The organism is Allocatelliglobosispora scoriae (assembly GCF_014204945.1).
Classification (GTDB): Bacteria; Actinomycetota; Actinomycetes; order Mycobacteriales; family Micromonosporaceae; genus Allocatelliglobosispora; species Allocatelliglobosispora scoriae.
This window is the reverse complement of record NZ_JACHMN010000003.1, coordinates 2,603,062-2,625,361: the sequence shown is the minus strand read 5'-3', so window position 1 is coordinate 2,625,361 and position 22,300 is coordinate 2,603,062. Positions and strand designations below refer to the sequence as shown.

The following is a 22,300-nucleotide window of genomic DNA, read 5'->3' as shown; positions in this document are numbered from 1 at the left end:
CGGAGGGTGCGCCCCCGTCGGCCGCACCCTCCGGCACGCCTCGTCATCCGATGGTGACGACCCGCGCCCAGTCGGGCGGCGTGTCCGGCACCTGGTCGGGATCGTCCTCGTCCCACTCGGCGACCCGGTCCCGGGGGAAGAGGCCGACCACCGTGCGGCACGGCGGCCGCTCGCTCGGCCAGGGCGTCTGCCCGTCGGTGAGGACCACGATCACGTCGGGGCGCGGAGTGGTCCGCAGCGCCCTGGCGAAGCCCGCCCGCAGATCCGTGCCGCCGCCGCCGATCAGCGGGATCCCCTCGGCCCGGCACAGCGGGTGCGCCACCCCGGCGGCGGCGTCGCACGCGAGCACGCTGACGAGGTCGCGCCGCCCGCCGACGCTGCGGGAGATCGCGGTGACCTCCAGCAGCGCGCTGCCCAGCTCCACGTCGCTCACCGACCCGGACGTGTCGATGATGACGCAGACCCGGGGCGGTCGGCGGCGCAGGCTCGGCAGGACGACACCGGGCAGGCTCGCCGCCCGGCGCGGCGGCCGGCCATAGGTGTAGTCCTCGCCGCCGGGTCCGGTCGCCGCCGAGCGGACCGCGGCGCCGAGCAGCTCCCGCCACGGCTGCGGCGGGTGGAAGACCTCCTCGGCCCACCGCTGCCAGCCCTTCGGCGTACTCCCCCGCCCGGTGAGGCCCTGCGCCACCCGGAACCGGACCGCGTCGCGCTCCTGCTCGCTGAGCCCGTGCGCGCCGTCCGGGCCCAGGTCCCACTCCCGGTCCAGGCCGTCGGCGCCGCTGCCGCAGTCCAACCAGGACAATCCCTGGGTGTACGGGCCGAGGGTGAACTGGCACAGGTAGTCCTCCATCAGCTCGCCCGGGTTCAGCCGGAGGTGCCCCGGCAGCACGGCTCCCTCCGGCCGGGGCAGACCGTCGCCGTAGACGTCGTCGTTGATCTCGCAGTCGGCGGCGATGTTCATCCGCAGCCGCTCCCCCGGCCCGGTCAGCCCGCGGGCCAGCGCGAACCGGTCGCCCCGGCCGTGGTGGTCGCGCAGCAGGTGGGAGACCTCGTGCACCCAGACCCCGGCGAGCTCCTCCACCGGGGTCCGGTCGACGAAGGCCGGTGAGACGTAGCACCGCCAGTGCTTGTCCACCGCCATCGTCGGCACCCGGCGGGACTCCACCGGGTGCAGGGCGAACAGCGCCGTCGCGAGGTAGGGGCGGACCCGGGCGGCGTAGAGGCGGGCGGTGAAGAGCTTGTCCCGGTCGAGCTGGCCGGCCGTCACCGGGCCGCACCCACGACGGCCTCGGCCCGTACCCCCGCGTGGTCTGCTCCTCGCGACAGCGACACCGCACCCGCCAGGCGCTCGATCGCGGCCGGGACCGCCCAGTCGTCGCGGCGCAGCCCGGCGAGGGTCGCCGCCGGGACGACCACCAGGTCCGGTGCGCCGGTCTCCAGAGCCGTCACCAGCAGCGCCCACGCGGCATCCCAGCGGGCCTGGTCCGGTCGCTGGCGGACCGCGTCGACCACGCCGTCGAGCACGGCCTGGCGCAGGTCGCCCCGCTCGGGCAGGACCGCCGATGACGGATCGGCGAGCAGCGCCTCGGGATCGGGCAGGTCGAGGCGGTCCAGGCTCGCCAGCAGCTCCAGCCCCGGACCGTCGCCGACGGTGCCCCGGACCAGCATCGACAGCACCTCCCGGGAAGTGCCGGCCGCGGTGGCGAAGGCGATCAGCCGCAGCGTCATCTCCCAGCTGCGCGGCGACGGCCACGCACCGCCCCGGCGGGTCTCGTTGTTCGGCAGCCGGTGTACGAGGGCGGGCCTGGTCGCGAGCAGCCCGCAGACCGCCCGGCGGGCGAACGCCACGGCCTCGCGCAACCGGGCCGGGTCGAGGTGCGGCAGCGATGCCCGGGGCCAGGTCCCGCCGAGCCCGCGCAGCACGACATCGTGGTCGTATGTCCACTGCAGATGGACGAACCGGTTGGCGAGCGGCGCGCTGAGCTCCCAGCCGTCGGCCGCCGACGAGCGGGGGTTGGCGGCGGCGACGATGCGGACGCCGGGCGGCAGGTGCAGGGCGCCGATCCGGCGTTCGAGCACGACGCGCAGCAGGGCCGCCTGCACGGCCGGGGGCGCGGTGGAGAGCTCGTCCAGGAACAGCAGGCCCCGACCGGCCCGGACCAGCCGGACCGCCCAGTCCGGCGGGGCCATCGGGACGCCCTGCACGGCAGGATCGTCGCCGATCACCGGCAGACCGGAGAAGTCGGACGGTTCGTGCACGCTGGCGATGACCGTGGTGAGCGGCAGGTCGAGGGCCGCGGCGAGCTGGGTGAGGGCCGCGGTCTTGCCGATGCCCGGCTCGCCCCACAGCAGCACCGGCAGGTCGGCGGCGACGGCGAGGGTCAGGGCTTCGAGCTGCAGGTCGGTACGCGGCTCGGTGGCGGTGTCGGCGAGCAGGTCGAGCAGGGCGGCCGCGGTGTCGAGCCGCCGCGCTTCGGGCAGGGCAGAGCTGGTCATAGTGATCACCTTTGACGTCGAGTGCTGGGACGGGGAGGAGTGCTGAGATCAGCGGCGGGCGCGCTGGTGCGCCTGCGCGTCGAGGCGGCGGCGGTTCTGTCGCTCGGACTGCTTCGGCCCGGAGTTGACGAGTCCGGCCCGGTAGAGCCCGTGCGTGACCCGGCGCTGCGCCGCCGTCTCCAACTCGTCGCGCAGCGCGCCGCTGCGCAGCAGCGCATCCGGCCCGAGCAGGTCCTCGACGGCGGCGAGCGCACCGGCGGCGTCGCCGTGGTCCAGGCGGGCCCGGACATCGGCGAGGCTCTCCGGTCGCCGGTGCGCCTCGTCGATCACCCGCAGGCACGGCATCGGAGTGCCGCCCAGCGCGGCGAGCAGCTCCTCGCGCCGGGTCTCGGCCGGGTCGTGGTCCAGCGGAACGAGCACCCCGTCGACGAGGCCGATCCGGTGCCGGGCACCGCGGCAGTCGACGATGCGCGGATCGCCCGCGCCGTCCCGGGTCCGGGGCACGCGGGCGGGCGGGCGGCCCGGGACGAGTGCCGACGCGACGAGCGGGTGCAGCTGATCGGCGTCGATCAGCCCGAGCCGGAGCAGCTCCAGGTCGGGAAGGACCCAGGTCGCCGCGTCCGGCAGCACCGGCCCGGTGCCGCCCTTCGCCGCCCTGATCCGCGGCTCGGACATGCCGTCCACGTCCAGCACGAGCCGGCGGCGGGTGTCGAGCCGCACGGTGACGGCACCGCTGTCGCGCCCCAGCGAGCGGAGCACGATCGCCGCCTCGGCCGCCCACCGGTCCACGGCGCAGCCGATCCCCGGCGGCACCAGCCCGGTCGGGTCCCGGTCCGTGGCACCGGTGCTGGACCGTTCCCGCAGGTCACCGATCCTGCGGACATCCCACAGGTGGCGGTGCAGGTCGAGGCGGAAGCGCCGGTCGGGATGCGGGTGCGGGTGCTCGCCCGCCCCGGTGCCGGATCCGTCCCACAGCGCGAGGCTGATGCGCTGGCCCGCGTCGGCCCAGGCCGGCGGTGTCCGGACGACAAGGTGGACGGTGCCCACCGGCTGCTCGTAGCGGGCCAGGGCGAGGGTCAGACCCGGGCGCAGCAGGCCGTCCGGGGCGATTCTCGGCAGGTGCCAGCGCAGCAGATCCGGCGCGAGGTGGCGGAGGTCGGAGCGGATCCGGGTGGCGAACTCCCGGCCATGAGTGCGGGCCAGTGCCCGCAGATTCAGGTCGACGTCGATCCGCGCGGCAGCGCAGGCTCCGGCCCAATCCCCGACGGTACGCCGGGCGGTCGCGGATTCGATCATCGACGGCGGCACGGCGAACTCGCGCACGCGCAGCCAGACGTGGAGGCGGGAATCGCCAGTCGCGTTCGACGAGTGCATCAGCACTCACTTCGAGCGGACTGGACCCCCGATCTGTGCGAGGAGGTAATCATCGCCGGAAGCGTACAACGCCGCGTCTCGGCTGTCAGCCCCGCGGCTGCGAGCCGTAAATCGGTTGCCGCTCGCGGCGGACTCGGGGAACCTGATCGCCATGACGTTATGAGGGAAGCACCTTCGCTGCTCCGAGGCCCGCGGCTCCGACTCCTGTCGTTGACGCCGCCCGCCCGCGCCCTCGCCCTGAAGCCTTCTCCGAAAGAGCGTCATTCTTGTCTCAGCACTCCGCCACCGTGTCCGTGTTCGCCTCCCCCACGAGCTGGATCGAGTCCGACGCCGTCGACCAGTGCCACCAGGTGGCCGCCCTCGACGGCATGATCCATGTCGCCGCCATGCCGGACCTGCACCCCGGCAAGGGCGCCCCGATCGGCGCCGCGATGTCCTCGACCGTGCTCTATCCGCTGCTCGTCGGCTCCGACATCGGCTGCGGCATCGCCGTCTTCCCGATCACGCTCCACCGCCCCCAGCCGGAGAAGCTCGCCGCCCGGTTCCCCGACCTCGACCACACGATCGACCCCGACGATCCGGCCTGGACCGTCCTGGACGGCGACATCCCGGCCGGACACACCGAGGGCCTCGGTACGGTCGGGCGGGGCAACCACTTCGTCGAGCTGGCCCGGATCGAGACCGTCTTCGACCCGGACCACGCGGCCCGCCTCGGTCTCGCCGCCGGTGACCTCGTCCTCATCGTCCACAGTGGTTCCCGCGGCCTCGGCGAGCAGATCCTGCGGGCGCACACCGAGGTCCACGGCGCTGGTCCCGCCGCTGATCCGGCCGCCTACCTCGCCGCGCACGACGACGCCGTGCGGTGGGGTTCGCTCAACCGGCGGTTGATGGCGGCTCGGGTCGCCCACGCCCTGGGCGCCGAGCCCACCGAGCCGATCGTCGACCAGTGCCACAACCTGGTCGAGGTCCACGACGGGGTCTACCTGCACCGCAAGGGCGCGGCTCCGGGCGACGGCCGTGACGTGCTCATCGCCGGGACCCGGGGCACACCGTCCTATCTCGTCGCCGCCCACGCGGGGCCGGACGCCAACCACTCGGTGGCACACGGTGCCGGGCGCAAGATGTCCCGCGCCGACGCCCTGCGCCGGGGGCGGGCCAAGCACACGGTGGAGGAGCTGCGGCGTACGCCGGTGGGCTCGGTCGTGGTCTGCGGCGACCGGCAACTGCTCTTCGAGGAGGCGCCGACGGCCTACAAGCGGATCGAGCGCGTGATCGACGACCTCGTCGACCACCGGCTCGCCACGCCGATCGCCACCACCGTGCCGCTCGTCACCTACAAGACGCCCGACCAGGGACCCGGGCCGGGCCGGGACCGCCGGGACCAGCGCCGCCGGCGGGGGCGGTCATGAGCCTGCACCTGTTCGTCTCGGCCGGGCGCGGTCCGCAGGAGTGCACCTGGGCGCTGGCGATGCTGCTGCGCCGCCTGGAGGCCGACGCCACCCGGCAGAAGCTGGCGACCACGCGGGTGGAGACCGTCGCCGGGGACCGGCCCGGCACCCTCCGGTCGGTCCTGATCCGGATCACCGGGGCCGGGGCCGAGGCGTTCGCCGCCTCGTGGACGGGCACCCTGTGCTGGCAGGCGCCGAGCCCCTATCGGGCGAGCACCGGCCGTAAGAACTGGTATGTCATCGCCCAGCAATGCGAGGTCGACGCGGAGCGGACGGAGTTCCGCGAGGCGGATGTCGAGGTGGTGCCCTGCCGCACCGGCGGTCCCGGCGGCCAGCATCGGGACAAGGCGAGCACGGCGGCGCGGGCCACCCACCGGCCGTCGGGCGACACCGTCGTGGTCGACACCGAGCGGTATTTCAGCCTCAACCGCAGCCTCGCCATCGACCTGCTGCGGCGGCGGCTGGAGCAGGCCGACGAGGCGGCCGGACGCGACCTCGTCACCTCCCGCTGGCGCGTTCACGACGCGCTCGTCCGGGGCAATCCCACCCGTGTCGAGCGCCCTTGATCAGGGTGGGTGCCCGTGATCGCTGGTAGACTGCCTCGCTGAGGGGAGTACCTCACCTGGTCGATCCGGTCATCACGGACCAGCACTGGTCCTCGGACGGCCGCTCACGCACGGCGCGGGCGAGGGAGACTTCAGACACATGTCTGGAGTCCGCATGCCCGCCGAAGTCCTCGCCGCAACCACCCTGACCAGCATCGGAACGCCCTGGCTCTGGGCGTCCACGGTGCTGATCCTGCTCGGGCTGCTCGCCGTCGACTTCGTCATCACCCGGCGGCCGCACGAGGTGAGCATGCGCGAGGCGGTCGGCTGGTCCGCCTTCTACCTGGCGCTGCCCGTCGCGTTCGGGATCTTCGTCTGGTCGCGCTACGGCGGCACCCCCGGCGTCGAGTTCTTCACCGGGTACGTGGTGGAGAAGTCGCTGTCGGTGGACAACCTCTTCGTGTTCATGCTGCTGCTGACGGCGTTCGCCGTCCCGGCGCACCTGGCGCAGCGGGTGCTGCTCTACGGCATCGTCGGCGCCCTCGTGCTGCGCGGTGTGTTCATCGCCGCCGGAGCCGCGGTCCTGCAGAGCGGCACCTGGGCCTTCCTGCTCTTCGGCGCCGTGCTGCTCGTCACCGCGGTGAAGGTGCTCCGCGACGCGCTCCGCGGCGGGCAGCACGAGATCCAGATCGATGATCTCCGCAGCGTCCGGGTGATGCGGCGGTTCATGCCCGTCACCCGTGACTACCACGGCTCGCGGCTGACGGTGGTGCTCGACGGTGTGCGTACCCTCACGCCGATGGCGCTGGTGGTGGCGGCGGTCTTCATCACCGACGTGGTCTTCGCCGTCGACTCGGTCCCGGCCGTCTACGGCGTCACCGAGGACCCCTACCTCGTCTTCGCCACCAACGCCTTCGCCCTGCTGGGCCTGCGCGCGCTCTACTTCGTGCTGCACAACGCGCTGAGCACCCTGCGCTACCTCAACCACGGACTGGCGATCATCCTCGCGTTCATCGGCGTCAAGCTCGTGCTGCACTGGGCCCACGGCACGTGGCCGGGCCTGCCCGAGATCCCGACCCCGGTGTCGCTGGGCGTCATCCTCGCGGTGCTCGCCACCGTCATCGTGGCGAGCCTGCACGCCAACCGCCGCGACGCCGCCCGCGCCGCTGCCGAGTCCCCGACGAGCTGAGTCCCGCTCGCGAGGTGGTTCCCCGCCCACACGGGCGCCGGCACACCGGTGCGGACGGGAACCCGGCTGCTCAGCGCTCCCGGTAGGTCGCGCTGTCCACGTCCACGAAGGCACGGCCCTCGGTCAGGTCCTGCGCCCAGAGGCCGAGGAACGCGCCGGTGAAACCCCAGAGCTGGGGTACGCCGTCGCGCTCCTCGGCGGCGTGGTCGTCGGAGAGGATCCCCGCGTCGAGGAACGACGACCACGCGGTCAGCGGCCCCTCTGCCGCTGACCCGAAGGCGAACCCCAGCCGGTCCCCGTCCACGTCCAGGCGCAGACGGATCGGGCCGTCCGGGATCGCCACGAGCCCGCCGACCCGGCTGAGCCGCCCCCGATCGCAGCTCAGCACCCCGACGTGCCGACCGGCCTCCCGGGAGTGCCGGTCGATCCGCCGGCCCGCCAGAAGACCCGGGCGCGCAGGCCGGTGTTGAGCACCGCGGCGAGGCCGAGGGCGAGCAGGAGCTGCGGGACGGTCGAGAGGAGGAAGAGGCTCAGCGTGCTGGCGAGCGCGTTCCAGAAGTCCCCGTCGGCCAGCAGGTCGCCGAAGTTCTGCAAGCCGACGAACCCGGCATCACCGTTGATGAGGTGCCAGTCGTGCAGCGACATCCACAGCGTCTGACCGAGCGGATAGAGCCCCGGCGGGTACGCCGCCACCGAGCACCTGATCTCGCTCGGGCACCGCCGGATCGGCGTCATCGGCGGGCCGGAGCAGATGCTGTGCACCCGGGCTCGGATCGCCAGCTACAAGGCGGCCCTGGAGTCGGCGGGGCTCCCGATCGACCGGGAGCTGGTGCAGTATGGCAACTTCCGCCACGACGGCGGGCTGCGCGGCGCCCAGTGGCTGCTGAGCCGCGCGAACCCGCCGACGGCGATCTTCGCGGGCAGCGACCAGCAGGCGACCGGTGTCTATGAGGCGATCCGGCAGGCCGGGCTGAGCATCCCCGGCGATGTCAGCGTGGTCGGCTTCGACGCCCTGCAGTTCGCCGCGTGGACCGCGCCCCCGCTGACCACGGTCCGCCAGCCCCTGCACGAGATGGGGGTGGCTGCGACACGGACCCTGCTCCGCATCATCGGCGGCGAGCGGCTGGAGTCGACCCGGATCGAGCTCGCGACCCACCTCATCAACCGCGAGTCGACCGCCCCGCCCGTGCGCTGATCACGCGTCGCGGCGGCGCAGGGTGAACGCTCCGGCGAGCAGCGCCGCGAGGGTCCACGCCGCCATGATGCCCAGGCCCGTCCAGGGGCCGTAGTCGCGGCCGAGCTGCTGCGGATCGTCGGGCACGTTGAGGTGCATGATGAGCAACCCGGCCTGGTCGGGCAGGAACTGCACCACGTCCCTGATCTGGGGGATCGTGCCCAGGCCCGTCCCGCCGAGGAAGAGCAGCGGCAGGAGGATCACCAGTCCGGCGACCGAGCTGCGCAGCACCGCCGTGATCCCCATCGCGAGCAGGCTGATGAGGGTCAGGTAGAGCACGGCACCGACCGCCGCCTGCGGCACTCCGCCGTCGCCGAGCGAGACCCGGTGGGCGCCCAGGCCCGATTGCGCGGCGAAGAAGGAGGCGAGCACGATCAGCGCCGAGACACCGAGCGCGGTCAGGGCGACCGCGCACACCTTCGCCAGGTAGAGCATTCCGCGTTGCGGCACGGCCATCAGGGCGGACCGGATGGTCCCGGTCGAGTGCTCCGCGCCGACCGCCAGCACGCCGAAGACGGCGAGCCCCAGCTGTCCCAGCGTGACGCTGTAGAAGGTGGCGAACAGCGGGTCGAAGACGCCGGACCGGTCGGCGAGCGCGGCGCTGAAACCCTGCCCGGCCAGGTAGGCGATGGCCGGGCTGAGCACCAGGGTCGGCAGCAGCGTCCACACCGTGGAGCGCACCGAGCGGAGCTTCGTCCACTCCGCCAGCAGCATCGATGTCATCGCGGCGTACCTCCGGTCAATCGCAGGAAAGCCTCCTCGAGCGAGCCCGACGCACCGGCGAGGTCGTCGACGGTCGCGTCGGCGAGCAGCCGGCCGCGCCCGATCACGATCAGGTGCTGGGCGGTGAGGGCCGTCTCCGCCATGAAGTGGCTGGAGACGAAGACGGTCCGGCCCTCGGCGGCCAGGTCCCGCATCAGGTGGCGGATCCACACGATGCCTTCCGGGTCCAGACCGTTGACCGGCTCGTCGAGCAGGAGCACGGGCGGGTCTCCCAGCAGCGCGGCCGCGATCCCGAGCCGCTGGGTCATTCCCAGCGAGAACCCGTTCACCCGCCGCCTCGCCGCGTCGTGCAGGCCGACCGTCGCCAGGACGTGCGTCACCCGCGCTGCGGGGATGCGGTTGCTCTGCGCGAGCCACAGCAGATGGTGGTACGCGCTGCGCCCGCCGTGCGCCGACCGGGCCTCCAGCATCGCGCCCACGCTGTGCAGCGGCCGCCGGATCTGCTCATATCGTTTGCCGCCGATGAGCGCCTCGCCGCTGGTCGGCCGGTCCAGTCCCAGGATGAGCCGCATCGTGGTGGACTTGCCCGCGCCGTTGGGCCCGAGAAAGGCGGTGACCTGGCCGGGGGTGACGGTGAAGGTCAGGTCGTCGACGGCGGTCGTGCGGCCGTAACGCTTCGTGAGGTGCCGGATGTCGATCACGATGCTCACGCTAGGAGCCGGGGCGGCGGCACCGCAGTCACCGAAAGTCGTCCCCATCGGATACCAAAGTTGCCCCGCTCCCCCAGTAGCCTGCTGGAATGACCCGGTATCTGCTGTGGGCGGGTGTGGTTCTCGCCGAGGTCGCGGTGCACGCCGCCGTGCATCCGGGGTGGGGCGAGGCGGCCCGCTACGGCCTCGCGGTCACGCTCGTCGTCCTGGTCGGCAGCCGCTCGGCGGGCACGGCCTTCGTCGCCGCCCTGGCGATGATGTCGGTGGCCGGACCCGGATACGTGCTGCTGCTGTGGGCCGGCTGGCAGGCCGGGCGGTCCATCGTCTCCCGAGTCGAGGTGGTGGCCGTGGTCGGTGCGGTCACCGGTGCGGTCGCCGGTCAGCTCGTGATCCGGGCCGGGCAGCCGCAGTCCATCCCGTCCCTGATCTTCACGCTCCTGGTGTTCGTCGTGCTGCCCGTGCTCGTGGGGCGCTCCATGGCGCAGCATCAGCGCCTCCTGGAGGCGTCGGCGGAGAACAACCGCCGGTTGAGGCAGGGCCGGGAGATCCTCGCCGAGCAGGAGCGGCTGCGGGAGCGGCTGCGGATCGCCCGCGACATGCACGACTCGCTGGGCCATCGGCTCAGCCTGGTCTCGGTGCAGGCCGCGGCGCTGGAGGTGGCGGGCCTGCCGCCGGAGCAGCGAGCCGCCGTCGAGCAGCTGGCGGGGTCCGCCCGGAGCGCGATGGACGAGCTCTATGAGCTGATCGGCGCGCTGCGGACCGACGGCGTGCCTCCGCCCTCGCCGTCGCGGGGAGTCTCGGCGATCCCGTCCCTGGTGGCCCGGGCCCGGGCCGCCGGGCTGGTGGTCGAGCTGCGGCAGCGCGGCAGGGCGAGACCTGTGACGGCGGGCTGCGAGGAGTCCGCCTACCGGGTGGTCGAGGAGGGCCTCACCAACGCCGCCAAGCACGCGCCGGGACAGCCGGTCAGCGTGGAGGTGGCGTGGGAGCCGGACGCCCTGCTGGTGACGGTGGCCAACCCGAGCCCGCCCGGCGGGCCGGGCCGGGCGACCGCCGGACACGGCCTGCTGGGTCTCGGCGAGCGGGTCGTGCTGGCCGAGGGCTTCCTCGACCATCGGCTCCACGACGGACAGTTTCGCCTGGTGGCGATGCTTCCAGTGGCCGAGCAGCCGGCCGACGCCGAACCGCGCGCCGGGCGCGGACGGCTCGTCGCGGTCGGGGTGGCCGCCGCCGTCATCATGTTCGGGTTGCTCCAGGTGGGCATGGTGACGGGCGTGTCGGCATGATCAGGGTGCTGATAGTCGACGACGAGCCGCTGATCCGCGCCGGCATCCGCACCGTGCTCGAGTCGGCCGAGGAGATCGAGGTCGTCGCCGAGGCCGAGACCGGCACCGCCGTCGTCGAGCAGGCCCGCTCCTGGCGCGCGGACGTCGCCGTGATCGACATCAAGATGCCGGGGCTGGACGGGCTGGGCGCGCTCGAATCCCTGCGGCGCTCAGGGGCGGCGACCAAGGTCCTGATGCTCACCTCCTACGGCTCCGAGCCCCATGTCATGCGGGCGCTGGAGAACGGCGCCTGCGGGTTCCTGCTGAAGAACTGCACGCCCGACGAGCTGATCCGCGCCGTGCGGGCGGCGCACGAGGGCGACGCCTACCTCTCCCCGGCGGTGACACGGATGCTGCTGGGCCTGGTCAACCCCACGAACCGGCGCGCGGATGCCGCAGACCGGCTCGCGGCCCTCAGCGATCGCGAATCCGACGTGCTGCGGCTGATCGCCCAGGGTATGTCCAATGCGGACATCGGACGCAGCCTGTTCATGAGCGAGACCACTATCAAGACCTACGTCAGCCGCATCCTCGCCAAGCTCGGCTGCTCCAACCGGGTCCAGGTCGCGCTGCTGGCCAGGGACGCCGGTCTGACACCGTGAAGCGACCCGGGCCGGCCCTCGCATCGGAGGGGGCCGGCCCGGCCGCGTCTCAGGGCATCCGCCGTCAGCGCACCCGCAGGACGATCTTGCCCTGGATGTGCCCCCGCTCGGCGCGTTCGTGCGCGGCGGCGGCATCGGCGAGGTCGAAGACGCTGTCGATGCCGATCCGCACCCGGCCGGCGTCGATCAGGCGGGCCAGCTCCGCGAGGCCCGCCCCGTCCGACCGCACCTGGCCGCCGACGACCGCGATCCCGAGCTCAGCGGCGCGATCGCGGTGGTAATCGCCGAAGAAGACCGGGCTGAGCACGCCGCCCGGTGCGAGCACGTCGAGGAACCGGTGGCCGTGCGGGCCGCCGACCGTGTCGATGACGACATCCACGTCCCGCACCGCCTCCGTGACGGCGGTCGCGGTGTAGTCGACGAACCGGTCCACGCCGAGCTCCGCCAGGAAGGCCTCGTGCCGGGTCGAGGCGACGCCGATGACCCGCGCTCCGCGCACCTTCGCCAGCTGCGCGGCGAAGTGGCCGACCCCGCCGGCCGCGCCGTTGACCAGCACGGTCGCGCCCGGGTCGGGCTTCAGGATCTCCCACAGATATTGGTACGCCGTGAGCCCCGCCATCGGCACCGCCGCCGCCTGCACGTGGTCGACGCTCACCGGCTTGCGGGCCAGGGCGGTGACGGGTGCCGTGGCGTATTCGGCGTAGGCCTTGCCGCCGTTCATGACCCCGGGGGTCAGCCGGAAGAGGAGTCCGAAGACCTCGTCGCCGACGGCGAACTCCGTGACGCCCGCCCCGGTCTCGGCGACGACTCCGGAGATGTCCGAGCCCGGCGTGAACGGGAACGTGATCTCGGGGCGCAGTTCGGCCGGGATGTTGGCGAGGCCGCGGCGGGCGTACCAGTCGGGTGGGTTGATGCCCGCGGCGTGGACGCGGACCAGGACCTCGCCGCGGCCCGGCACCGGGCGCGGCACCTCCTCGTAGGTCAGCACGTCCGGCGCGCCCTGGCGGTGGACCCGGATAGCCTTCATCGCTGTCTCCGTTCGCTAAGATGTGGAGCAGTGTTCCGGAATCGAGCCTATCCGGAACACTGCTCCACTTGTCAAGAGCGAGGTGTTCCATGACGACCGATTCCGCCGCGCCCCGTGCCCAGCGGGCCGATGCTCAACGCAACTACCAGCGGATACTCGACATCGCCCGGATCGTGGTCGCGGAGCAGGGGACGGAGGCGTCGCTGCGCGATGTCGCCCGTCGGGCCGAGGTCGGGCTCGGCACCCTCTACCGGCACTTCCCCACCCGGGACGCGCTGCTGGAGGCGCTGATGCGGGAGGGCTTCGAGCGGCTGGCCGCGCGGGCGGCGGCACTCGGCGAATCCGCTCCGCCCCTGGCGGCGCTGCGGGAGTGGCTCGCCGACTTCGCCGTGGGGTCCGCGCGTTACCGAGGGCTCTCCGGCTCGATCCTGGCGACGCTCAGCGACGAAGAGTCGCCGCTGCACGCGGCGTGCCTGGCGATGCGCGAGGGCGGGGCGCGGCTGCTCGCCCGGGCGCAGGCGAGCGGGGACATCCGCGACGACATCGACGGGACGGACCTCTTCGCGCTGGTCACCGCCGTGGGGTGGATCGCCGACCAGGCACCCGCGATCGCCCGGCGGCAGGAGCACCTGCTCTCAGTCGTGCTCGACGGACTCGCGCCCCGAAACGCGGTAGCGTGACGGACATCGACTACGACGCCCTCTACCGCGACACCGCGGACACGGGCGGGCCGCCCTGGAGCATCGGCGGCCCGCAACCGGCGCTCGCCCCGGTGCTCGCGGGCGGGGTCCGGGGACCGAAGGTGCTCGACATCGGCTGCGGCACCGGTGATCTCGCGATCGCCCTGGCCCGCCTCGGCCACGAGGTGACCGCGGTCGACATCTCGCAGGTGGCGATCGACATGGCCCGGGCCAAGGCCGCCGCCGAGGGCCTCGCCGTGCGGTTCGAGGTCCAGGACGCCGCGCAGCTGTCACTACCGTCGGCGCCGTTCGACTCGATCTTCGACTCCGGCCTGCTGCACAGCCTGCACCGCAACGGCGGCGGCGCGGCGGACGACTACCTCGCGCTGCTGCCGGGACTCGCCGCGCCGGGCGCGACCGTCGTCGTCCTCGCCGTGTCGATCGAGGACGGCAACGGCTGGGGCGTGACCGAGGATTACCTGCGGGCGGGCTTCGCCGAGCCGGTGTGGACCGGCACCGGGGTCGAGCGGATCGACGTGGCGGCACGGACGAGCGACGGGGACCTCACGCTGCCCGGCTTCCTGCTCCGGACGGTCCGGTCCGACACCTGACCCGGTTCGTGGTTCAGAGCCAGGTGGTGGCGAGCCATGCGGCCGCCGCGGCGGCCACGAGGAGGCCGATGTTGAGCCCGATCAGCTTCGCCTCGCCCCGGGAAAGGTGCACCGCGATGCCGCCGACCTGGATCAGGACCAGCCCGATCGCCGCGGCGAGGGCGAGCCAGGTCGCGATCCCGGTCAGCGGCGGCAGGATCAGGCCGACGGCACCGAGGATCTCCAGCACCCCGATCGTGCGGACCAGCGGCATCGGGACGCGGTCGACCCAGCCCATCATCGGCTGCAGCTGCTCCTGGCTCTGCACGGCCTTCTTGCCGCCGGCGTAGAGGTAGAACACCGCGAGCAGCGCCGCGACGATCCAGTAGGCGATTTCCATGTGGGCCCCTCAGCGAGCAGGATAGTTACCAGCCGTACGGCAGCTACATGATGCGTCACCATTGAGCGGCCTACAAAAGGCACACGCGTGTACGTGAGGCACAGGGAGCTGTCATGTCGGAGTACGAGCACACCTGCATGATCCGAGGCGACGGCGGGCGGACGATCCGGGCCATCCTCGATCAGATCTGCAACAAATGGACCCTGCTGATCGTGGCGACCCTGGACCAGGGCACGCTGCGCTTCACCGACCTGCACCAGCAGATACCCGGGATCTCCCAGCGCATGCTGACCCTGACACTGCGCAACCTCGAACGCGACGGACTCGTGTCCCGAACCGTCTACGCCGAGGTCCCGCCCCGGGTGGAGTACGCGCTGACCACCACCGGCAAGAGCCTCATCGCACCCGCGCTCGCCCTGGCCGGCTGGGCCATCGAGCACGTGCCGCACATCGAGGCGAGCCGGGCGACCTACCAGGCGCGGACCGTCACCCGAGGCTGAGCCGGTGCTCCTCCAGCGCCGCCTCGACGACCGGACCGACACGGCAGCGGTGAGGGCATCAGAACTGCCCGATCGCGTCGATGATCAGCCAGACGCCGAAGACCGCGAAGAGCGCCGCCGCCCCGTACTTGATCGCCTTCTCGGGGAGGTTCCTGCCGAGCAGCCGGCCGACGACGATGGCGAGCGCGTCCGCGGCCACCATGCCGACCGTGGAACCGATCCAGGTGCCGAACCACCCGTGCTGCGTCGCGAGGGTGATCGTGGCGAGCATCGTCTTGTCGCCGAGTTCGGCGAGGAAGAACGCGCCGCCGACCGCCCACAGCGCCGACCGGCCGGTCCGCTGCGCCTTGGACTTCTCCTCCTCCGTCAGCGAGTCGCCGCGCAGCGTCCACGCACCGAAGACGAGGAACGCGACGCCAGCGACGAGCCCGATCGGGCCGGTGGGCAGGGCGGCGCCGAGCCACACCCCGACACCGACCGAGACGAGGTGGACCAGGGCCGTGGCGATCGTGATGCCGGTCAGCACCGTGACCGTCCGGTAGCGGGTCGCGAACGTCATCGCCATGAGCTGGGATTTGTCGCCGAGCTCCGCTACGAAGATCACGCCGAAGCTGATCGCCGACGCGGCGAGGAAGCCTGTCATCTGTGTGCCCTCCCGGGAACCTTCACCGGGTGGGGGCACGACGACCTCGACCCGGCATCATCTGCCTGAGTCGAAGGTCTCGTCCGCCCTGTCGAAAACCAGGGCCGGGCAGCCGGGCACGCGAGCGCACCAGTATGTCGACCACCACGTTCGGGACTACTCCCCCTCGCGGTGGCGACTCTACCGGGAGCGGCCGGCGGCGTACCCGCCGACGTGATCAGCGCCACGCGGCCGCGCGCGGTCAGCCGTGCGCGACGGACCGCGCGGTCGGGACACCGCCGACGCAGGTCACGAAGACCCGCAGCTCATCCTTGCCGCGCTTGAACTTGACCCGGACCTCGGCGGCCGGGCCCCGCTCCGCGTCGTCGACCCGGTAGCCCTGCGCCGGGCTCCACGAGGTGAGCGACACCAGGCCGCCCGCGCAGCTCGCGTGCACGACCCCGCCCCCGGTGGAGAGCGACCGGACGGCGGCTCCGGACGGCGGCGACGGCGCTGCGGACGGCGACACCGACGGGGCGGCGGTCTCGGCCGCCAGCAGCCGGTCGACCTCGGCGGAGGTGAGCGGCCGCTCGCCCGCCGCTCCGCCTCCGCCGAGCAGCCCGGCGCCGAGCGAGTCGATGCCCGCCACACCGAGCGCCGTCGCGGCCACCGCCGCCACCAGCCACCCTCCGGCTACCGCCACCGTTCGTCTGCGCACCCGACCACTATGCCCCGCCGATGGTTAACGGCAGGATAAGGCCGGGCTATGGTGCGTCCCGCCGGGGCGACGGACGCCGCGCGGTCGGCTACCGTTCCCGCATGCCGAAGGTGCTGATCGTGGAGGACGACGCCACCATCCGAACGGCCGCGATCCGGGCCCTCACCCAGCGCGGCCACGCGGTCGCGTCGGCCGGGACCGCGATGGAGGGGCTGCGGCTCGTCGTCGCCGAGCAACCCGACGTGATCCTGCTCGACCTGGGCCTGCCCGACCTCGACGGCCGGGAGCTGCTGCGCATGCTCCGGGCGATCAGCCCGATCCCGATCCTCGTGATCACCGCCCGCAGCGACGAGGCCGAGATCGTCCGCGCGCTCGACGCCGGTGCCGACGACTACATCGTCAAGCCCTTCGGCGGGGCCCAGCTCGACGCCCGCATCCGCGCGGTGCTGCGCCGGCTGCCGGGCGACGAGGTCGCCACCGCCGCCGTGGTCGTCGGCGACCTGCGCATCGACCCCGCGTCCCGGCAGGCCTCCCTCGCCGGGAACCCCCTGGATCTGACCCCGCGCGAGTTCGACCTGCTGCACTACCTCGCCGTCCGGGCCGACACCGTCGTCAGCAAGCACGACCTGCTCACCGATGTCTGGCGGCTGCCCTGGTCCGGCGGCGACAAGACCGTCGACGTGCACCTGTCGTGGCTGCGCCGCAAGCTCGGCGAGACCGCGCAGGAACCGCGCTACCTGCACACCGTACGCCGCGTCGGGGTCCGGCTCAGCGCACCACCCGGGGGTACGCCATGAGACGGCGCCTGGCGCTGCTCGTCACCGCCACCACCACCCTGGTGCTGCTCGCCTTCCTGCTGCCGTTGGCCCTGCTCATCCGCAGCGCCGCCGCCGACCAGGCGGCATCCCGTGCCACCATCGAGGCGCAGGCGCTCGTCCCCGTGGTCGCCACCGGCGACCGGACCGCCCTCACCCTCGCCGTCGACGAGACCGCCGCCCGGTCCGGGCAGCCCGTCACCGTCTACCTCCCCGACGGCACGGTCGTCGGCGAGCAGGCACCGCCCACCAACGGGGTGCGCCTCGCCGCCCTCGGCAACAGCATCACCGTCGAACGCCCCGACGGGCGGGAGATCCTCATCGCCGTCGGGCAGCCCGCCGGCACCGCCGTCATCCGCACCGTCGTCCCCGACACCGCGCTCAGCCGGGGCGTCCACCGGGCCTGGCTGATCCTGGCGCTGCTCGGCGTCGTGCTCATCGGCATCGGCATCGTCGTCGCCGACCGGCTCGCCCGGACCCTGGTCGGGGAGATCACCGGCCTCGCCGACGTGTCCCACCGGCTCGCCGGAGGCGACCTCGACACCCGGGTGCCGCCCTCGGGACCGCCGGAGATACGCGCCGTCGCCGGTGCGCTCAACCACCTCGCCGGACGGATCCAGCACCTCGTGGTCGCCGAACGCGAGGCCGTCGCCGACGTGTCACACCGGTTGCGTACCCCGCTGACGGCCCTGCGCCTGGACGCGGAGGCGCTCGCCGACCCCGACGACGCCGAACGGCTCGGCGCCCACGTCGACGCGCTCGACCGGGCGGTCACCGCCGTCATCGACGACGTCCGCCGCCGTGGCGCCGAGCCGGGCAGCTGCGACGCCGCCGCGGTCGTCGCGCAGCGGGCGGCGTTCTGGCAGGTCCTCGCCGAGGATCAGGACCGGTCGATGCGCGTCGACCTCGCGCCCGGCCCGCTGCCCGTCCGCGTCGCCCCGGCCGACCTCGCGGCGTGCCTGGACGCGCTGCTCGGCAACGTCTTCAGCCACACCCCCGACGGCACCGGCTTCAGCGTCCGGCTGACCGCCGGGCCGGACGGGGCGGTGCTGGTCGTGGCGGACCGGGGGCCGGGGTTCGTCGGCGGCACACCGGTCCGACGCGGCGTCAGCGGCGCCGGCTCCACGGGCCTCGGCCTCGACATCGCGGAGCAGACCGCCCGGCGCAGCGGCGGGCGGCTCGTCCTCGGCGACGCGGACCCGCACGGCGCGGTCGTCACCGTCGAGCTTCCCCTTATCCCGCCGTTAGGGTCGCCGTAGCGCGCCGCTATCGCACCATCGGCGAATCTCCTCCTAGACGACACAGGAGGAGCCACATCATGCGAAAGCTTCTGGCAGTAGGAGTCGCCGCCACCGCGGCGGCGCTCGCGATCGGTGCGGTGGCAGCCGCGTCCAGCGACACCCCCGGCCCGTCGGCGAGCGCATCGGGATTCCCGTCCGCGTCGGCTTCGGCTATGCCGCCGGTCTCGGCGCCGGCTTCGCCGTCCGGGTCGGCCTCGGTTGCGGCCGGGCGCGGCGCGATCGGTGCGGCTGAGGCGCGGCGGCTCGCGCTGGTCGCCGTTCCCGGCGGGTCGGTCACCGAGATCCGGTTGCGCGACGGCGTGTGGAAGGTCCATCTGACCGCTCCGGGCGGCCGGTTCGAGGTCAGCCTGGACGCCGTGACCGGGGCCCTCATCCGGATGGAGCGGTCGGGCGGCGCCGCCGGTACGCCGAGCCCGTCCCGGTCGGCCGACGACCACGGGGGTCACGGCGGCTCGGATGATCACGGCGGCTCGGATGACGATCACGGCGGGTCCGACGGCGGCCGCGGCGGCTCGGGGCGCCACTGACAGCGCTCGGTCAGGATCGGCGCGCTGACCCTGAGGACCCCCTCTTGAAGAGGTGGTCCTCAGGGTCGGCGCGCCGTGGTGGTCACACCGTTCTCGCTGAGGAGGGTGTGACCACCACGGCGTGGGGCGCGCTCAGTCGAAGAGCGGGGTCAGGGCGAACAGCATCACCAGCGACCAGGTGACGTGAGTGAGGATCGGGGCCAGGATGCCGCCGGAGGACCGCCGCTGCAGCGCCAGCACGAACCCCAGGGTGACGGCGGCGAAGACCAGCATCGGGTTGCCGGTCGCGATCGTGACCAGCGCGTAGATCACCGTCGAGATCAGCACCGGATGGACCCGGCCGATGGCGGCGAAGAGGGCGCCCCGGAAGAAGATCTCCTCGGCCACGGCGTTGATCACCGTCACCGTCGCGATCGGCACCATGTCGCCCTGGTAGGCGTGGTCCAGCACGTCGACGACGTAGGCGTTCAGCGGCGGGATCTCGCGCACGACCAGCGCGCCGACGAGGAACACCCCGCCGATGAGCAGCCCCGTCGCGACCGGGGTGATCAGCGGTCGCCGCAATCCGCCCCGGAACGTCAGGTAGCCCAGGTGCAGCGGTCCGGAGAGCAGCCCGCCCACGGCCCAGGTGAGCGCGAGGACGATGGTGCGCAGATAGAACGACGAGTCGCCGGGCTGGGTGGAGAGCGAGACGCCGAGCAGCACCGCACCGAGGACGAGGGTCACGACGACCACCACCCGGCGGCGCCGGAAGGCCGCGCCGGTCTGGGCGTGGTCGCGCGGCACCATGTCGATCAGCGACGGCGCCAGCAGCAGTCGCAGCCGGGCGATCGCCGCCCTCATCGGGCGCCGCTGACCAGCGGATCCGGTCGGGATCGGTTCCGCTCGGCGATCGCCAGGCACACCGCTTCCTCGTAGCCGATGGTCGGCCCCGGGACGATCTCGGCGATGGCGTTTCCGTCGCGGACGATCACCTCGTTGGTCATCGAGTCGACGAGGTTGCGGGCGGTGGCGAGGTCGACATCGGTGACGAGGGCGAGCCAGGCCGAGGAGAGCCGCGGCGTCAGCACCGGCACGGTGAGGTAGGGCAGGGATTTGCCGTGCACGGCGGCGACCCGGGTCAGCATGTCGATGTAGCGCAGCACGTCCGGACCGCCGATCTCGAAGACCCGGCCCCGGGCCTCGACCGGTTCGAGCACGCCGACGAGGTAGCGCACCACGTCGGGCAGGGCGATCGGCTGCGTACGGGTGTTGACCCACTTCGGGGTGACCATCGCCGGAAGGTGGTCGACGAGCTGGCGGATGAGCTCCCAGGAGATGCCGCCGTGCCCGATCACCACGGCGGCCCGAAGCACCGTCACCGGGCAGTCGCCCTCGGCGAGCAGGTGCTCGACCTCGCGCCGGGACCGCAGGTGCTCCGACAGCTCGCCGTCGTCGACACCCAGCCCGCCGAGGTAGATGATCCGCTCGACCCCGGCCTGGGAGCAGGCGGCCGCGAAGTTGCGGGCACCCTGCGCGTCGCGCTCCTCGAAGTCGTCGGAGCCCAGCGAGTGCACCAGGTAGTAGGCGACGTCGACCCCGGCGAGTGCCGGGTCCAGGCTGTCCCGGTCGGCGATGTCACCGGCGACCGGCTCTCCCGGCCCGGTGTAGGTCTCGGGGTGCCGGGTCATCGCCCGGACGTGGTAACCCGCCTCGGTCAGCGCCGACGTCAGGTGGGAGCCGATGAATCCGGACGCGCCTGTCACGAGCACTGTCTTCGCCATACCCCTATCCTGCCCCGCTGCCCGGGCATCTATGCGCCTATCGGACGGATGCCGCGTAGGCGTCGAGGCGGCGCCGGCCCGTTCGCCGTTCCCCTAGCTCTCACGGCAGCCCCCTGACATCGATAATTGCCGGTTGACCGTCGGGAGCGGCGGGGTTACGGTCGCCTACGGAATGCGCTTTCCAAGCGCCGGTTCGCCGGTGGCCGTACCCGCGGCTCGCCGTCGTCCCGGCGGCACGCCCCTTGTCGTCGCCCAACGACATGGCCCGTTCCCGACCCGGAGGTTCCTGTGGGAACTCGCACGCTCCCCCATCCATGGCTACGGCTGTTACCCCTCGTCATCGGCGCCGTCATCGCCGTGACCGCCGCCTCTGTCGTCCTCGGACAGAACGCCTTCGCGGCGACGGTGTTCAGTGACGACTTCGAGGACGGCAACGCCGACGGCTGGTCGAAGTCCGGTGGCGACTGGTCGGTGGTGACCGACGGCTCCAAGGCCCTGCGCCAGACCAAGGCCACCACCGACAACGCCCGCCAGTTCGCCGGCTCGACGAGCTGGACCAACTACACCGTCAGCGCGTCGGTCAAGCCGCTGAGCTACGGCAGCGGTGGTTTCGTCGCCCTGCTGGCCCGGTCGACCGGCTCGACGACGTTCTTCCGGCTGGCCCTGCTGCCCGGCAACACCGTGCAGCTCCAGGCCGTCAACAGCGGGGCCGTCACCGTGCTCGGCTCCGCGAGCCGCAGCACCGCCACGGGGACCTACTACACGCTCGCCATCGAGGCCAACGGCAGCACCATCCGCGGCCTCGTCAACGGCGCGCAGGTCGCCTCCGCCAGCTCCAGCCTCACCGCCACCGGCCGCATCGGGCTGCAGACCGCCTACAGCACGGCCTCCTATGACACCGTGGTCGTCACCACCGGCACCACCACGCCGCCCAGCCCGAGCGCGAGCGCGACCTCGGGTCCCACCCCGTCGGCGAGCGCCTCCCCCCGGCCCAGCCCGTCGGCGAGCTCCAGCCCGCCGTCCACGAGCTGGCCCACCCCGACCGGACAGGCACCGGTCAACAACGGCACGATCCCGGTCAGCGGGGTCTTCGACGGCGGCATGAAGCGCTACTGCTGCATCGGCGACGGCGGTCAGGGCGAGAGCCAGGACCCGGTCTTCGAGCTCGCTCCCGGCGCCACCATCAAGAACGTCATCCTCGGAGCTCCCGCCGGCGACGGCATCCACTGCCTCGGCGACTGCACCATCCAGAACGTCTGGTGGGAGGACGTGGGCGAGGACGCGGCGACCTTCCTCGGCGGCAGCAACTACTACGTCATCGGCGGCGGTGCCCGCCACGCCTCGGACAAGGTCTTCCAGCACAACGGTCCCGGCACGGTGCACATCAGCGGCTTCTACACCGAGGACATCGGCAAGCTCTACCGGGCGTGCGGCAACTGCACCAACTCCTACCAGCGGCACGTGGTCATCGACAACGTCCGGGTGACCGGCACCGACATCGTCGCCGGGATCAACACCAACTGGGGCGACACGGCCCGCTTCACCCGGATCACGGTCCTGGGCGACCCGTCGCACAGCACGATCATCTGCGACAAGTACAAGGGCGTACCGAAGGGCAGCGAACCCACCCACATCGGCAGCGGAGCCGACGGCGTGAACTGCTTCTACAGCACCGCCGACATCACCTGGCAGTAGTCGGCAGCCGTGGTTCCCC

General features: G+C 72.8%; 25 protein-coding genes and 1 pseudogene. 13 read left to right on the top strand and 13 right to left on the bottom strand.

What is annotated here, in order from left to right:
• Nucleotides 1-43 precede the first annotated feature (43 nt).
• The 3 genes from F4553_RS37955 to F4553_RS37945 are packed head-to-tail and all read right to left on the bottom strand — an operon-like array spanning nucleotide 44 to nucleotide 3,870.
• Entirely contained in the window at nucleotides 44-1,267 is a 1,224-nt protein-coding gene (locus F4553_RS37955) for a vWA domain-containing protein (RefSeq protein WP_184846247.1), read from the bottom strand.
• The gene (locus tag F4553_RS37950) at nucleotides 1,264-2,496 is read right to left on the bottom strand and encodes an AAA family ATPase (protein ID WP_184846245.1); all 1,233 of its coding nucleotides are present in this window, start codon (nucleotides 2,494-2,496) and stop codon (nucleotides 1,264-1,266) included. The genes F4553_RS37955 and F4553_RS37950 overlap by 4 nt, the downstream gene beginning before the upstream one ends.
• A 48-nt stretch (nucleotides 2,497-2,544) precedes the next feature.
• The gene (locus tag F4553_RS37945; protein WP_184846243.1) at nucleotides 2,545-3,870 is read right to left on the bottom strand and encodes a hypothetical protein; all 1,326 of its coding nucleotides are present in this window, start codon (nucleotides 3,868-3,870) and stop codon (nucleotides 2,545-2,547) included.
• Between the two features lie 266 nt (nucleotides 3,871-4,136).
• Here F4553_RS37945 and F4553_RS37940 point away from each other — a divergent pair, with 266 nt between their 5' ends.
• From F4553_RS37940 to F4553_RS37930, 3 genes are all read left to right on the top strand, one after another.
• Nucleotides 4,137-5,279: an RNA ligase RtcB family protein gene (locus F4553_RS37940; protein ID WP_184846241.1), complete on the top strand. Its 1,143-nt coding sequence runs from the start codon at nucleotides 4,137-4,139 to the stop codon at nucleotides 5,277-5,279.
• Nucleotides 5,276-5,884, top strand: a complete 609-nt coding sequence (gene prfH / locus F4553_RS37935; RefSeq protein ID WP_184846239.1) for a peptide chain release factor H — start codon at nucleotides 5,276-5,278, stop codon at nucleotides 5,882-5,884. Before F4553_RS37940 ends, prfH begins: the two co-directional genes overlap by 4 nt.
• Before the next feature lie 154 nt (nucleotides 5,885-6,038).
• Nucleotides 6,039-7,052, top strand: a complete 1,014-nt coding sequence (locus F4553_RS37930; protein ID WP_184846236.1) for a TerC family protein — start codon at nucleotides 6,039-6,041, stop codon at nucleotides 7,050-7,052.
• A gap of 70 nt (nucleotides 7,053-7,122) precedes the next feature.
• On the opposite strand, the gene F4553_RS37925 is transcribed toward F4553_RS37930, so the two are convergent.
• The gene (locus F4553_RS37925; protein WP_184846234.1) at nucleotides 7,123-7,440 is read right to left on the bottom strand and encodes a beta-xylosidase family glycoside hydrolase; all 318 of its coding nucleotides are present in this window, start codon (nucleotides 7,438-7,440) and stop codon (nucleotides 7,123-7,125) included.
• On the bottom strand, nucleotides 7,434-7,814 hold the full coding sequence (locus F4553_RS37920) for an ABC transporter permease family protein (protein ID WP_184846232.1): 381 nt from the start codon (nucleotides 7,812-7,814) through the stop codon (nucleotides 7,434-7,436). The genes F4553_RS37925 and F4553_RS37920 overlap by 7 nt, the downstream gene beginning before the upstream one ends.
• Between F4553_RS37920 and F4553_RS37915 the strand changes: the two genes are divergently transcribed.
• Entirely contained in the window at nucleotides 7,753-8,247 is a 495-nt protein-coding gene (locus F4553_RS37915; protein WP_184847454.1) for a substrate-binding domain-containing protein, read from the top strand. The two genes, F4553_RS37920 and F4553_RS37915, sit on opposite strands and share 62 nt — an antisense overlap.
• Here the strand turns inward: F4553_RS37915 and F4553_RS37910 are convergent, their stop codons facing one another.
• Nucleotides 8,248-9,009, bottom strand: a complete 762-nt coding sequence (locus F4553_RS37910; protein WP_184846230.1) for an ABC transporter permease — start codon at nucleotides 9,007-9,009, stop codon at nucleotides 8,248-8,250. It lies immediately after the preceding gene.
• Between the two features lie 62 nt (nucleotides 9,010-9,071).
• Nucleotides 9,072-9,710 (bottom strand): annotated as a pseudogene (locus tag F4553_RS37905) (ABC transporter ATP-binding protein); the annotation flags it as partial.
• Nucleotides 9,711-9,808: 98 nt separating this feature from the next.
• On the opposite strand from F4553_RS37905, the gene F4553_RS37900 reads away from it, so the two are divergent.
• Both F4553_RS37900 and F4553_RS37895 read left to right on the top strand, forming a co-directional pair.
• On the top strand, nucleotides 9,809-11,002 hold the full coding sequence (locus F4553_RS37900) for a sensor histidine kinase (protein WP_184846216.1): 1,194 nt from the start codon (nucleotides 9,809-9,811) through the stop codon (nucleotides 11,000-11,002).
• The gene (locus F4553_RS37895) at nucleotides 10,999-11,643 is read left to right on the top strand and encodes a response regulator (protein WP_184846214.1); all 645 of its coding nucleotides are present in this window, start codon (nucleotides 10,999-11,001) and stop codon (nucleotides 11,641-11,643) included. Before F4553_RS37900 ends, F4553_RS37895 begins: the two co-directional genes overlap by 4 nt.
• Before the next feature lie 64 nt (nucleotides 11,644-11,707).
• On the opposite strand, the gene F4553_RS37890 is transcribed toward F4553_RS37895, so the two are convergent.
• Nucleotides 11,708-12,670, bottom strand: coding sequence for an NADP-dependent oxidoreductase (locus tag F4553_RS37890; RefSeq protein ID WP_184846212.1), 963 nt, complete (start codon nucleotides 12,668-12,670; stop codon nucleotides 11,708-11,710).
• 89 nt (nucleotides 12,671-12,759) lie between these two features.
• Here F4553_RS37890 and F4553_RS37885 point away from each other — a divergent pair, with 89 nt between their 5' ends.
• Together F4553_RS37885 and F4553_RS37880 are read left to right on the top strand one after the other, a co-directional pair.
• Nucleotides 12,760-13,350, top strand: coding sequence for a TetR/AcrR family transcriptional regulator (locus tag F4553_RS37885; protein ID WP_184846210.1), 591 nt, complete (start codon nucleotides 12,760-12,762; stop codon nucleotides 13,348-13,350).
• Complete coding sequence (locus tag F4553_RS37880; protein ID WP_312875545.1) at nucleotides 13,347-13,961, top strand: class I SAM-dependent methyltransferase; 615 nt, start codon at nucleotides 13,347-13,349, stop codon at nucleotides 13,959-13,961. Before F4553_RS37885 ends, F4553_RS37880 begins: the two co-directional genes overlap by 4 nt.
• Nucleotides 13,962-13,974: 13 nt before the next feature.
• Here the strand turns inward: F4553_RS37880 and F4553_RS37875 are convergent, their stop codons facing one another.
• Nucleotides 13,975-14,340 carry a DoxX family protein gene (locus tag F4553_RS37875; RefSeq protein WP_184846208.1) on the bottom strand — a complete coding sequence of 122 codons (366 nt, stop codon included), beginning with the start codon at nucleotides 14,338-14,340 and terminating at the stop codon, nucleotides 13,975-13,977.
• 113 nt (nucleotides 14,341-14,453) lie between these two features.
• Here F4553_RS37875 and F4553_RS37870 point away from each other — a divergent pair, with 113 nt between their 5' ends.
• Nucleotides 14,454-14,840, top strand: a complete 387-nt coding sequence (locus tag F4553_RS37870) for a winged helix-turn-helix transcriptional regulator (protein ID WP_184846206.1) — start codon at nucleotides 14,454-14,456, stop codon at nucleotides 14,838-14,840.
• Between the two features lie 58 nt (nucleotides 14,841-14,898).
• Here F4553_RS37870 and F4553_RS37865 read toward each other — a convergent pair whose 3' ends face one another.
• Both F4553_RS37865 and F4553_RS37860 read right to left on the bottom strand, forming a co-directional pair.
• The gene (locus F4553_RS37865) at nucleotides 14,899-15,483 is read right to left on the bottom strand and encodes a TMEM165/GDT1 family protein (protein WP_184846204.1); all 585 of its coding nucleotides are present in this window, start codon (nucleotides 15,481-15,483) and stop codon (nucleotides 14,899-14,901) included.
• Between the two features lie 241 nt (nucleotides 15,484-15,724).
• A complete protein-coding gene (locus F4553_RS37860; protein WP_184846202.1) occupies nucleotides 15,725-16,180 on the bottom strand; it encodes a hypothetical protein in 456 nt (151 codons plus the stop codon).
• A gap of 101 nt (nucleotides 16,181-16,281) precedes the next feature.
• Between F4553_RS37860 and F4553_RS37855 the strand changes: the two genes are divergently transcribed.
• The 3 genes from F4553_RS37855 to F4553_RS37845 are packed head-to-tail and all read left to right on the top strand — an operon-like array spanning nucleotide 16,282 to nucleotide 18,823.
• Complete coding sequence (locus tag F4553_RS37855; RefSeq protein WP_184846200.1) at nucleotides 16,282-16,977, top strand: response regulator transcription factor; 696 nt, start codon at nucleotides 16,282-16,284, stop codon at nucleotides 16,975-16,977.
• On the top strand, nucleotides 16,974-18,254 hold the full coding sequence (locus F4553_RS37850; RefSeq protein ID WP_184846198.1) for a sensor histidine kinase: 1,281 nt from the start codon (nucleotides 16,974-16,976) through the stop codon (nucleotides 18,252-18,254). Before F4553_RS37855 ends, F4553_RS37850 begins: the two co-directional genes overlap by 4 nt.
• A 59-nt stretch (nucleotides 18,255-18,313) precedes the next feature.
• On the top strand, nucleotides 18,314-18,823 hold the full coding sequence (locus F4553_RS37845; RefSeq protein ID WP_184846196.1) for a PepSY domain-containing protein: 510 nt from the start codon (nucleotides 18,314-18,316) through the stop codon (nucleotides 18,821-18,823).
• 132 nt (nucleotides 18,824-18,955) lie between these two features.
• On the opposite strand, the gene F4553_RS37840 is transcribed toward F4553_RS37845, so the two are convergent.
• Together F4553_RS37840 and F4553_RS37835 are read right to left on the bottom strand one after the other, a co-directional pair.
• Nucleotides 18,956-19,666: a CPBP family intramembrane glutamic endopeptidase gene (locus F4553_RS37840; RefSeq protein WP_184846194.1), complete on the bottom strand. Its 711-nt coding sequence runs from the start codon at nucleotides 19,664-19,666 to the stop codon at nucleotides 18,956-18,958.
• The gene (locus F4553_RS37835; RefSeq protein ID WP_184846192.1) at nucleotides 19,663-20,586 is read right to left on the bottom strand and encodes an NAD(P)H-binding protein; all 924 of its coding nucleotides are present in this window, start codon (nucleotides 20,584-20,586) and stop codon (nucleotides 19,663-19,665) included. Before F4553_RS37835 ends, F4553_RS37840 begins: the two co-directional genes overlap by 4 nt.
• A 288-nt stretch (nucleotides 20,587-20,874) precedes the next feature.
• On the opposite strand from F4553_RS37835, the gene F4553_RS37830 reads away from it, so the two are divergent.
• A complete protein-coding gene (locus F4553_RS37830; RefSeq protein ID WP_312875544.1) occupies nucleotides 20,875-22,281 on the top strand; it encodes a pectate lyase in 1,407 nt (468 codons plus the stop codon).
• Nucleotides 22,282-22,300 lie beyond the last annotated feature (19 nt).